This is a genomic window from Tianxiuia mixotrophica (assembly GCF_050596425.1).
In the GTDB taxonomy this organism is placed as follows: domain Bacteria; phylum Bacillota; class Clostridia; order Peptostreptococcales; family Acidaminobacteraceae.
This window is the reverse complement of record NZ_CP192292.1, coordinates 1,179,263-1,191,625: the sequence shown is the minus strand read 5'-3', so window position 1 is coordinate 1,191,625 and position 12,363 is coordinate 1,179,263. Positions and strand designations below refer to the sequence as shown.

Here is a 12,363-nt window from a genome sequence, read left to right as displayed (position 1 = left end):
TGATGGCATACCTGTTATTGGCACACCATCAGTTCTCTTTGGTATTATGGGTTTATATCTGAAGAGACCTCTGGTTCTTCTGGTGTCTCTTCTAACTTCACTGGCTCTTCAACATCCACCTCTGATTCTTCTATAGCTTCTTTGGGTTCTTCTATAACTTCCTCTGGTTCTTCTATAGCTTTTTCTGGTTCTTCTACTACTTCTTCTGGTTCTTCTACTGCTTCTTCTGGTTCTTCTACTACTTCTTCTGTCTCTTCTATAGTTTCTTCTGGTTCTTCAATTGCTTCTTCTGGCTCTTCTATAGCTTCTTTAGGTTCTTCTATTGCTCCTTCTGATTCTTCTATAGCTTCTTCTGGTTCTTCTACTACTTCTTCTGGTTCTTCTACTACTTCTTCTGGTTCTTCTACTACTTCTTCTGGTTCTTCTACTACTTCTTCTGTCTCTTCTATAGCTTCTTCTGGTTCTTCAATTGCTTCTTCTGGCTCTTCTATAGCTTCCTCTGGTTCTTCTATAGCTTCTTTGGGTTCTTCTATAGCTTCTTTGGGTTCTTCTATAGCTTCTTTGGGTTCTTCTATAGCTTCTTCTGGTTCTTCAATTGCTTCTTCTACAACTTCTTCTGGAGCCACTTGAGGCTCTTCGGAAACCATTTCGGCCCACTGTGCATATAATGTGATATTGTCATATAAGCTGTCTATCACATCACCTGCGTAATAGGTTACTCCACTTCCATCAGCAAGAGTGTTCCATCCTAAGAACGCAAAGTTTTCTTTAAAGAATGATTCATCAGGCCCTAAAACCTTAACTTGATCTTGTTTTAAATACTTTGACTCATCCACCGGTACCCTTCCTACATCATTTCCATTACCATCATAGGTCACTTGATATTCAAGTGGACTTTCTAATAATGGCATATCCATCATCATGGTCATCATTTTTGGTTGAGCCATCACTTCTTTGCCAAAGACTTGAACCTCTGCCAATTGGAGAACGCCATATTTTCTAAGTTGTACTTTAACATACTGTCCCTTAGCGCCACCAGTCTCTAAAACTGTCTTTGGTTCAGGATAATCATATTGTATTTCTGACCAGACCACATCTTTATTGGTGTCTAAAATTGAAACCTCATAGTGGTCTAAAAATTCTATAGGATTGTCTAGCATACTATAGATATCTATTGAATCTATTTCATACTCTTTACCCAAGTCAACAATCCACCAAGGGTTCGTTTCATACTCTGTTCTTGTGATTTGACCTGCGTATTTGTCCCCCTTTGTGATGCCATCTACTGCAATATCAGCACTTGCGCCACGATCTGTCGAGCTCTGCTCGACTGATTTATTAAGAGCAACATTTGTAAACTCAGATGCCTTCCATTCAGCATATAAGGTTATATCTTCTGCTGTCATAGGGAACGTATCGCCCTCGGCATAACTTGTTCCAGTCCCATTGGACTCAGTGTTCCACCCAAGGAATCTATATCCATCTTTGCTAAGAATCCCTGTGTTATATGGTACTGAAACAGTTGAAGCCTCAGCACATTTAATATCTGCTGGTGTGGAACCACCTGTGCTGTCATTGTCATCAAAGAAAACAGTCTTGCAAGGTTTACCATAAACCTCAAACTGATAAATGCGGGCAAATAAATCGTTGGCACTATTTGGGTCGTTTATTTTTAGTTCAACATATCTGGCATTTACCGGATTGGACAAAGTTCTATCCGTAAATGATGCCGTGTTGTCTGAAACAAAATCAATCGTTCTAAAACTCGATTCATCTTCATTTGTTTCACTGACCCTTAGCTCATAATTCCTTGTATTATAATCTTCTGATTCCCCGCCAGCTTCTGCATGCAGAACAATCCAGCGACTGATTTCATATGTATCGCCTAGATCGACGCGCACCCATTTTGGATATGAATCAGTGGCCCATTTATCACTTTGATCATCCACATAACCGTCAACAATATTTGAGGCTGGATGTTCTGCCATTTCACCACTTGCTGTAAGAGCTTTATTCTTCGTAACGTTTGTTAGGTCTGAGTCTTTCTCCCACTTGGCATATAGGGTCACATCATAATCACCACTGATTCTAAAATAGCTTCTGCTTTCATAGTCGTCGCCACTGCCGTCTGGAAGGGTGTTCCATCCGGCGAATCTGTAGCCCGGGTTAACCAAATTACCAGTGTTTGGTTTCACCTGTACGGCGTCATTGATTCTATATTCATTATCATCGACTGGAGCACTGCCCTCCAAGGCTCCATTTCCGTCATAGTAGACATGATATGATTCGTCCGATACTGCCTCACCAAAAACCTTAAATTGGAAAATTCGCGCTGCGGGATCACCATTATTTGTCGGTTCTGTTATAAGAAGTCGTACAAATCGTGCCCTGAAAGGATTGACTGTGCCTTCAGTCACACTGTCTGTGTTGTTGGTGACAACGGCAGCATCTCTCCAGGTGTCCACTTCTTTATACTGTAATTTAAAGGCCTTTGTATTATAGCCATTGTCCTCTCCGAAGGCCCCTGCATGCTTAACCATCCAGCTGTCTATGTCATAACTCTGGCCTAGGTCAACTTCTAGCCACTGATTACCTGTTCCAACAGTTGTGCACCATTTGTCCTCCAGATTTCTCATTGTACCATTAACAGCATTTTCAGCAGGATGATAAGAAATCGAGTGATTGGCTGTTACAGCTTTCTTATAGGCAACATCTTTCGTTTCCTCCCATTTGGCGTATAGGGTCAGGTCTCTGCCTGTCATTTTAAAAGACTCTCCTGGGTTATAGATCGTTCCAGTTCCATCTGGATTGGTTGTCCACCCAGCAAAATCATAACCAGTCCTATCTAAGTTACCGACATTGTCCTTGACGATTACATTCGTATGTCTATAATGACCTTCATCATCACTTGGTGCATGACCTGATGTGTTTCCATTTCCGGCATAAGTCACATTATACTCTACCGGTTCAAAATCGTAGCCATAAATGGCCAAGTCATATATACAAGCTGCAAACGCATCCATATCTGGGAAGTATCCAGGTCTATTGACTAAAATTTTAACGTAGCGCCCTGTCACATCCTCATCTTGTAGGGCTATATCCGTGCGATCTTCAGTGTTATCTGAGATCACCTTTACACTTGTATAATATTTGTCATCATCACTGACATAGACCGTGAATGTTCTATTATTACTTACTGGTGAGTAGCCAAATGCTCCCGCATGGGACACAGCCACATGGTCAATTTTTCTCAGTCCACCAAGATCAACCTTGATCCATTCTCCTAAATAGCCATCTGGGCTACCACCATTAGGCTCTGCATTTTGCTTGTCTAGGGACTGCCAGCAGTCATTTATTTCACCAACATATCCTTCAAAAGCTTTTTCAGGACCGCGGTTTTGCATATATCCACTGCTTGTGACTGTTTTCCCTTTGGCTAAGTTTATACGTGATTCCGTTTGTGGTTTTGACAGAGAGTCACCGCCATGAACTGGATCAGAGTCATGGTCCGTTTGTTCAGGTAGACCAACATCCTGGTTACCTAAAGCACCCAAGTCTTTGATAACAGATTGGAAGATGGCACCATCCACTTGACTGAATCGACCATTTATACGAGCAACATACTTTGTTTTTGCAATTTTACCGATGAGATTTTTTATGGTGTAGGGTGTGTACTTATCAAGAACCCATTGCCAGTCAGTCTGTGAATTGCCTTCAATAGACCGATTTATATACTGGTTCATCAAATCATCTAGCGCGTTCATACCTTCAACCGCTTCATCTGACGACTCGTATGAGAAATTACCAAATTTTATTCTAGCATCTGGTCGAGACTCATCATGCCCCCAAGACGAATTGTCTTTGTATCTGTAAAACCCAGATAGGGTCATATTATACACCGGTACAACATCCCCTTGATAAGGGAAGCTTACCTTACTCTTCAGCGCATAAATCGTTGCTGACATTTTTCTATTAGGTGGCACACTAACTCTTTCTTGAGCCATACGTGATAGTGTATGACTGTCCATAGTTGCCTTTGACCAGTTGTATCCAGCGCTTAACTCAAAGCTGACGGTTGTTTTGTGGTTAACACCAATACCAAAAATCTTGCCACCAGCTTCGGTCTCATTTGCAACACCGAATTTTGTGCCTATATTTATGCCATGCGTTACTGTTTTAGATGTGCTGTCAGAAAAATCACTCTGAACAACAGATGTTAAATCCGTGCTCCCAAAGTTACGAATGACTTTTGATACAACGGCTTCAGGTTCAAGCTCAGAATGAAGGGCAGGGCCAAACTCAAGCGTGTCTGCATCAAACATGATAGCTGCATCAGTTATAAACATTTTAAGTCTTTCATCAGATCTATATCCATCTGCATATGGATCATTTTTATCGTAATTGGCTTCAATAACCCAGAATGGGAGATTATTATAATCATCAAAATCATCTTTATATTTCTCTGCATCAAGTTGATTATCAATTTTTCTTACATCAAAATCTTGACCAATTCCGTTTTCACCTGTGCCACCGCACCATCCAATGCCTAGATAGTGGGCAAGATAGGCCCAGTCGCTTATAAACTGCGGGTCGTTAAAGACTTCATTTAGAAATAGGTCTTTGTTTGTCAGCAACAGTCTTTTCTCAGGATTGCTTGGTTGGGGAATGTCATCTACCCCTACCACTGCAAAAGACGGGCTAAATGAAGCGAGGCTCACTAACTGTATCATTATCAACAGCATAGCCAGCATCCTCATGCTTCTCTTCTTGCTTTTCATCATAGTTTTTCTCCTTAGTTTAACAAAAACACAACTCACTTGTTCACTATTTATGTTTTACTATATTGAAACTAAATCAGTGTAAGTCATCTTCTTTTCGTAATCCCCCCTCAATTCTTTTATATGGCTTTCATGGCCTACTTCTAATTTAGATTCAAACATAGAAACATATTATTTCTATTTTGTAACAATTTTATCATTTTCATATAGTGTTTTCTAGTCAAATTAAGTCGAATTATGTCGTTTAAGTGTCCAAACATGATTTTAGTAGATTCATACAAAATACAAATCGTAAAACTAGATATATGTAAAATATATACATGTTACGATTTTAGTATGATTTTATTCAAACCTCACTCGCTTTTTTTCCTATTATTAAGGCATATAAGGTGACACCAAATCTTCAAGAGTTAGCTCAGCTTATGTCAGCAAATAAAAAAACGCTATGCACGTCCCATTTAGGACACGCATAGCGTTTAAGTTAACTTATATCATACAACCGGTCAAGGTCTAACACATCAGTCTAATATCTATTAGATATCGAACTTCTCACGCTTATGGTAATGCGTGTGAAGCAGTTCATGTGCCTTGTGGCTATTTGGCTCACCGAAGAAGTCATCATAGATCTTAGTGATCTGTGGATTCTTGTGAGACTTTCTAATAGGCATCACTGTATCTTCTTCATATAGAGCCTTTGCACGCTCAACACGAACATCGATACCAGTGTTAAGGATTTGTGATGGAACTTGTGGCTGGCCACCGCCGCATACACAACCGCCTGAACAACCCATGATTTCGATGAAGTGGTAGTCTTTTTCGCCAGCTCTTACCATATCAAGAAGTCTTGAAGCTTCTGCAGTAGAGTGGGCAATGGCTACATTTACATCTAGCTCACCAATTGTTACAGTGGCTTCCTTGATGCCTTCAATACCACGAACAGCATGGTATTCGAAGTTCTCTAGGTCCTCACCAGTTAGAACGTCAGCAACAGTACGAAGAGCAGCTTCCATTACGCCACCAGTTGCACCGAAGATAACGCCCGCGCCTGAGTATTCGCCAATAAAGTCTTGGTCATAAGACTCATCAGGTAGGTTGTGGAAATCAAGACGAGCTTGCTTGATCATCTTACCCAGCTCACGCGTTGTAATTACTGCATCAACATCACGGTAGCCTGAATCATTCATCTCTTCACGAGCAGATTCAGTCTTCTTAGATGTACATGGCATGAATGATACAACAAAGATCTTTGAAGGATCAACGCCATGCTTTTCAGCGTAGTAAGTCTTAGCTACAGCACCAAACATCTGCTGTGGAGACTTACAAGACGATAGATTCTCTAGGAAATCTGGGTAGTTAAATTCTGCGTGACGAACCCAACCTGGTGAACAAGACGTGATCATTGGCAGTTTGCCACCGTTCTTGATTCTATTAAGAAGCTCAGTGCCTTCTTCCATGATTGTAAGGTCAGCAGCAAAGTCTGTATCATAAACTTTATCAACGCCAAGACGACGAATCGCTGAAACCATTTTACCAGTTACACGCGTACCAATTGGAAGACCAAATTCTTCACCTAGACCCGCACGTACAGCTGGAGCTGTTTGTGCAACCACGTGAACATCTGGATCTTCAATTGCGTCCCATACACGCTCAATGTCAGTCTTTTCACGTAGTGCAGCTACTGGACAAACGATCATACACTGACCACAGTAGATACATGGTGAATCTGCCATTGAAACATCAAATGCTGGACCAACTGTTGTTTCGAAACCACGGTTTTGGAAATCTAGGATTCCAAGACCTTGAGACTTCTTACAAGCTGATACACAACGACCACAAAGGATACACTTGCTTGCGTCACGAATGATTGAGAACGACTTGTCATCAATTTTTGCTTCACGCTTAGCGCCTTCAAACTCAACACCTTCAATACCTAGCTCTTCAGAAAGATTCTGAAGTTCACAGTTCTTTGAACGGTAGCAAGTTAGACACTCTCTATTATGGTTTGCAAGAAGCAGTTCAGTTGTCATCTTTTGTGATGCACGAACACGCTTCGTATTTGTTTTTACAACCATGCCATCACGTACAGGAAGCACACATGATGCTTGTAGTGTACGAGCTCCTTCAACTTCAACTACACAGACACGGCAAGCGCCCACTTCGTTAAGGTCTTTTAGGAAACATAGTGTAGGAATGTGGATACCTGCTTCTCTCGCAGCTTCCAGGACAGTATAGTTTGACGGCACTTCCATTTCCATGCCGTTCATAGTTATTTTAACCATAGACACTGTTTTACACCTCTCCTCTTACGAAAATTACTGTTTAACGATAACTTTAACTGGACACTTGTCGATACAAGCACCACACTTGATACACTTGTCTTGATCAATGACATGAGGTGCTTTTCTTTCACCTTCAATAGCATCAACAGGACATACGCGTGTACAAGCTGTACAACCAATACAACCGTCAGCGATAACGATTTGTAGAAGGTCTGTACATACACCAGCAGGACACTTCTTGTCTTCAACGTGAGCAATATACTCATGCTTGAAGTGAGTTAGTGTCGAAAGAACTGGGTTTGGAGCTGTTTGGCCAAGACCACATAGAGCAGAGTCCTTGATTGCATGAGATAGAGTCTCAAGTTTTTCAAGATCAGCCATTGTGCCTTTGCCTTCACAGATATTGTCAAGGATTTCAAGCATACGCTTCGTACCTTCACGACAAGGTGTACACTTACCACAAGACTCGTCTACAGTAAAGTCTAGGAAGAAACGTGCAACGTCAACCATACAGTTGTCTTCATCCATTACGATCATACCACCAGAACCCATCATTGAGCCCAGTGCTACAAGGTTATCGTAATCGATTGGCGTATCTAGGTGTTCTTCTGTCAGACATCCACCAGATGGACCGCCTGTTTGAACCGCCTTGAATGCCTTACCGTTAGGGATACCGCCACCCACTTCGAAGATTACTTCACGTAGTGTTGTACCCATTGGGATTTCAAGAAGACCAGTGTTATTGATCTTGCCACCTAGTGCAAATACTTTTGTACCTTTTGATTTTTCAGTACCAATGCTAGAGTACCAGTCAGCACCATTTAGAATGATTTGAGGTACGTTAGCGTAAGTCTCTACGTTGTTAAGTAGAGTTGGCTTGCCCCAGATACCCTTTTGTGCAGGGAACGGAGGACGTGGACGAGGCATACCTCTTTCGCCTTCAATAGAAGCGATAAGAGCTGTTTCTTCACCACATACGAATGCGCCAGCACCAAGACGGATTTCCATTTCGAAGTTGAAATCAGTACCAAAGATGCCTTCACCTAGAAGACCGTATTCCTTAGCTTGTTCGATTGCAATTTCTAGTCTGTTTACCGCGATTGGGTACTCAGCACGGATATATACGTAACCACGATCAGCACCTACAGCGTAAGCTGCAATTGCCATTGCTTCAATAAGAGCATGTGGGTCACCTTCAAGAACAGAACGATCCATGAATGCACCAGGGTCACCCTCATCGGCATTACATGCAACGTACTTCTGATCGCCTTCAGCCTGGTAAGTGAACTGCCACTTTAGACCAGTTGGGAAGCCACCGCCACCACGGCCGCGCAGACCAGACTTCTTCATTTCTTCAATAACTTCTTCTTGGCTCATTTCTGTAAGAGCTTTACCAAGAGCCTTGTAACCGTCCATTGCGATGTACTCGTCAATAACTTCAGGGTTGATAACACCACAGTTACGTAGAGCGATACGCTGTTGCTTCTTATAGAAACCAACTTGGTCGATAGACTTGATTTCATCTTCTGCTACTGATTCAGCATATAGAAGATCAGTTACAATACGACCCTTTAGAAGGTGTTCTTCAGTGATGCGCGCAATATCCTTTGCGTCAACACGGCTGTAGAATGAACCTTCAGGATATACGATAACGATTGGACCTGCTTCACAAAGACCGAAGCAACCCGTACGTACAACTTTTACTTCATTTTCAAGACTATGTTTTGCTAGTTCTTCAGCGAACTTAGCTTCAATATCTAAAGCGCCTGATGATGTACATCCAGTACCACCACAGACTAGGACATGTGATCTTACGAAATCCATGTGTTTACCTCCTCAAACTATGGTTTTTACTTTTCAACAGATCCGATTGTTAGTTCAGAAACAACCTGACCGTTTACGATGTGCTCAGCGATAACACGCTTTGCCTTTTCAGCATCCATTTCTACGTAAGTAACTTTCTCTTCGCCTTCTTTGTAAACTTCAACGATTGGCTCAAGACGACATACGCCGATGCAACCAGTTTGAGTTACTTCTACGTCTGCTAGGTTTCTCTTCTGTACTTCTTCAATCATAGAAGTTAGAACAGGGCGAGCGCCTGCAGAGATACCGCAAGTTGCCATACCCACAACGATACGAGTACCTTTTCTATCTTTACGAATATCAACTTTTTTTAGAGCTTCTTCTCTAATTTTAGCGAGTTCTGCTAGTGATTTCATGCAGCTACCTCCTCAGTTATCAATTTATTAACCAAAAATCATCCTATTCGTGAATAATTTTGGTTTTAGCCTTGGTATTTTTCCAGAATACCTGGAATGTCAGCTTCAACTAGACGACCGTATACGTCTTCGTTTACTGTTAGTACAGGTGCTAGACCGCATGCACCGATACAACGTGTCGCTTCAAGTGAAAACTTTCCGTTTTCTGATGTCTTGTTGACTTCTACGTTAATATCTCTACTGATTCTGTCGATAAGTGCCTGTGCACCCTTAACGTAGCAAGCTGTACCTAGACAAACACCAATATGGTACTCGCCTTTAGGCTCCAATGAAAACTGTGAGTAGAATGTTACAACACCATAGATTTCTGCCATAGGAATGTTCAGTCCAGCTGAAATATGCTTTTGAACTTCCAGTGGTAGGAAACCGAAAATGTGTTGGCCTTCGTGAAGAACTGGCATTAGGGCACCGTTTGTTCCCTTATACTTAGCAATTGCTTCATCGAGTTTGGCAAATTTCTCTTGTGATAGAAGATCTTTGGCCATGGTCTTTCTTTCCTCCCTTTATTTTAACTTATGGTTAATCCGATAATAGCGAAAGTGCTATTGAGGCGCGGATTCCATGAATTACCTATGAACTTGCCATACAGATTTGACTTGTTCGCATAGAAAAGAATAGACCATTGTCAATTCATTTCTATGCGAACAATATAAAATTGTATTTTGCAAGATTCCTTCATAATTGGTTTAACATGATGGATCTATTAATGTAAATATGCAAACTTTAATGGCTCTTCTTGTTAAAGCCTTAACTAAAACAAGCATTAAAAAGAGCATATTCTTCATTTACACTTATCTTCCAAACGTTTGCATAAATTATCAGAAAATTCACGCAAACGACAGACATTTTTACAACTTTTCCCTGATTCAGCCATCAAAAATAGCCTCGCGGCTGAAATGTATATCTATCCAACAAATCATTTTTTTCCATTTGAGGATACTGTATACAATATTATGTGGCAAATAGAAAAATCCCAAGTAAATCACTAGGATATGCTCTATACTAATATCGCCAATACGATCGGCTGAAACCATTCGTATTGGCGAGTTATAGGTTAGTTAAAAAATATACAATGTCGTACAAGCCCTATTATATCATAAGTAGGAATACTGTAAATATACTTTCTGATAAATTCGACATAATTTTCACATTTGTAATGAGAAGGGTTATTATTGGACTTGTACATAAGACGAATATTAATTGTCAATCATTTAAGAGGTTTCAATATGGTACAAACTTTGATATTAAAATATCCATATAATATAATTCTATAGGAACAGAAAACCATTTATCGGAAGAAAAGGGAATATACAATGAAATATTTTAAATTGAAACATTTTAAATCAAGACACTGTAAATCATGTATTATAGCTATTTTATTTACACTCATTATTGTAAATTCAAATATTGCATCTTATTCATTAAACGATTCTGATAGCGCATCCGGGATACATGAACCTAACTCTGTGTCTCTGGTCCAACTTGAATTAAATAATGGACAACCTTATTCACTTACAAATACATATAGCTTTGCAGTGGTTAATGATGTTGTTAAGCCTGAAGTAAAGAAACTTCAAATAAATTATATATTTGAAAACAATTCAGAAACAATTGGTGAGTTTGCCCTATTACCCCCTGCAAGTTATCCAAACCTCGAAGGGCCTGTCAACAAGTACAGTTGTTATCATTTAAACACGCCGGAGGAAAATACAGCTATCATCGTATACTTAGAGTCTTCTAAATGGTACGGAATCATTAAATACACTCTTAATGACAAGAGTATTGAAAAACAACAGTTCTATGTTGATAAGAACAATCAAGAAAATTTCGGGAACTCTGACTTACTTGCTTACCTAGATTTCGTAACCGAGGATATAACTGAGAAGACTTTTGCAAGTGTTGAAACGCCTCAAAATAAAAAGCACCCCGGTTCCCCAGCGGTGCTTTTTGTCTTCATGCAAATACTTCTTTTATAAATTTTACTGATACTTCTCTCTCAGTCTTCTATCAAGTTCCTTGGCAGCATTATAGCCTTCAGACTTTTGTCTGTGGTTAGTCGCAGCCGCTTCAAGGATAACTGCCAGGTTACGGCCTGGCTTGACTGGCACGTGAATGGCTGCCACTTGGGCCTCCAAGATTTCAACATGCTTGTCTTCAAGACCAAGACGGTCGTAGGCCTTACCCTCTTCCCAGTCTTCCAGCTGAATCACCATATCAATGATTTTGCTGTGACGAATGGAAGCAAGACCATATAGCTTAGCCACATCTAAAATACCAATGCCTCTAATTTCTAAGAAATTTCGAATCAGGGCTGGCGCTCTTCCCACAAGGGCCCCATCTGGTGTCTTAACAATTTCGATGGCATCATCAGCCACAAAACGGTGACCACGCTTAACAAGTTCTAGGGCCGTTTCCGACTTACCTATGCCAGACTTACCTAGTATCAATATTCCAACACCAAACACATCAACAAGAACACCATGAAGTGTTACGGTTGGAGCCATTTTTTCCTCTAAATACCCACTGAGTCGACTCACAAATGACGTCGTTGCCTGTGTGGTCCTAGCAATCAAACGTCCATACTTATTTGCCGCCTGTAGCATTTCAGGGAAAACTTCTTGGTCACGCGTGAACACAACGACCGGAACGTCATAAGACATGAATCGATCTGCAATTTCTGCCTTTTGATCCGGTGTTAAAGTGTCAAAATAGGCCCATTCATTTTTACCAACAATTTGAATGCGCTCATAGACAAAATGATCATAAAAATTAGCGAATTGCAAACCACATCTGTTAATTTCAAGCGTTTTGACCTCTGCATCAACACTTACATCATTAATCACTTCAAGCTCGAGATCAGTAATGACTTCTTCAACTTTAACGACCCTCATCGAGTAGCCCCTTTCCAGTACCTGATATAGATTTGACATATGATCTCCTTTCGTAACAATCCGCCTTATATTTTGGTCACTTTACAGCGGTATTGCTACAAGCTTTTTATTCCCGTCTTTTTCTACTCGGATTCTT

7 protein-coding genes are annotated in these 12,363 nt (G+C 40.7%); 1 reads left to right on the top strand and 6 read right to left on the bottom strand.

The genetic code is table 11. The annotated features are described in order from the left end of the window. Nucleotides 1–44: 44 nt before the first annotated feature. The 5 genes from ACQ4KW_RS05240 to ACQ4KW_RS05220 form a co-directional block, all read right to left on the bottom strand. On the bottom strand, nucleotides 45–4,781 hold the full coding sequence (locus ACQ4KW_RS05240; RefSeq protein WP_430885479.1) for a discoidin domain-containing protein: 4,737 nt from the start codon (nucleotides 4,779–4,781) through the stop codon (nucleotides 45–47). A gap of 530 nt (nucleotides 4,782–5,311) precedes the next feature. Beyond that, nucleotides 5,312–7,063, bottom strand: coding sequence for an NADH-dependent [FeFe] hydrogenase, group A6 (locus ACQ4KW_RS05235; RefSeq protein ID WP_430885478.1), 1,752 nt, complete (start codon nucleotides 7,061–7,063; stop codon nucleotides 5,312–5,314). Nucleotides 7,064–7,090: 27 nt separating this feature from the next. Next, on the bottom strand, nucleotides 7,091–8,881 hold the full coding sequence (nuoF, locus tag ACQ4KW_RS05230; RefSeq protein ID WP_430885477.1) for an NADH-quinone oxidoreductase subunit NuoF: 1,791 nt from the start codon (nucleotides 8,879–8,881) through the stop codon (nucleotides 7,091–7,093). A 26-nt stretch (nucleotides 8,882–8,907) separates the two neighbouring features. Beyond that, nucleotides 8,908–9,276, bottom strand: coding sequence for a (2Fe-2S) ferredoxin domain-containing protein (locus tag ACQ4KW_RS05225; protein WP_430885476.1), 369 nt, complete (start codon nucleotides 9,274–9,276; stop codon nucleotides 8,908–8,910). A 65-nt stretch (nucleotides 9,277–9,341) separates the two neighbouring features. After that, on the bottom strand, nucleotides 9,342–9,821 hold the full coding sequence (locus ACQ4KW_RS05220) for an NAD(P)H-dependent oxidoreductase subunit E (RefSeq protein ID WP_430885475.1): 480 nt from the start codon (nucleotides 9,819–9,821) through the stop codon (nucleotides 9,342–9,344). A gap of 828 nt (nucleotides 9,822–10,649) precedes the next feature. Between ACQ4KW_RS05220 and ACQ4KW_RS05215 the strand changes: the two genes are divergently transcribed. After that, nucleotides 10,650–11,312: a hypothetical protein gene (locus tag ACQ4KW_RS05215; RefSeq protein WP_430885474.1), complete on the top strand. Its 663-nt coding sequence runs from the start codon at nucleotides 10,650–10,652 to the stop codon at nucleotides 11,310–11,312. Between the two features lie 3 nt (nucleotides 11,313–11,315). On the opposite strand, the gene hprK is transcribed toward ACQ4KW_RS05215, so the two are convergent. Beyond that, on the bottom strand, nucleotides 11,316–12,266 hold the full coding sequence (gene hprK, locus ACQ4KW_RS05210; RefSeq protein WP_430885473.1) for an HPr(Ser) kinase/phosphatase: 951 nt from the start codon (nucleotides 12,264–12,266) through the stop codon (nucleotides 11,316–11,318). Between the last annotated feature and the right edge of the window lie 97 nt (nucleotides 12,267–12,363).

Bases quoted from the DNA above. Each gene is read 5' to 3' on its own strand.
- ACQ4KW_RS05240 (WP_430885479.1), bottom strand. From the start codon at position 4,781: ATGATGAAAAGCAAGAAGAGAAGCATGAGGATGCTGGCTATGCTGTTG.
- nuoF (WP_430885477.1), bottom strand. From the start codon at position 8,881: ATGGATTTCGTAAGATCACATGTCCTAGTCTGTGGTGGTACTGGATGT.
- ACQ4KW_RS05225 (WP_430885476.1), bottom strand. From the start codon at position 9,276: ATGAAATCACTAGCAGAACTCGCTAAAATTAGAGAAGAAGCTCTAAAA.
- ACQ4KW_RS05220 (WP_430885475.1), bottom strand. From the start codon at position 9,821: ATGGCCAAAGATCTTCTATCACAAGAGAAATTTGCCAAACTCGATGAA.
- ACQ4KW_RS05215 (WP_430885474.1), top strand. From the start codon at position 10,650: ATGAAATATTTTAAATTGAAACATTTTAAATCAAGACACTGTAAATCA.
- hprK (WP_430885473.1), bottom strand. From the start codon at position 12,266: ATGTCAAATCTATATCAGGTACTGGAAAGGGGCTACTCGATGAGGGTC.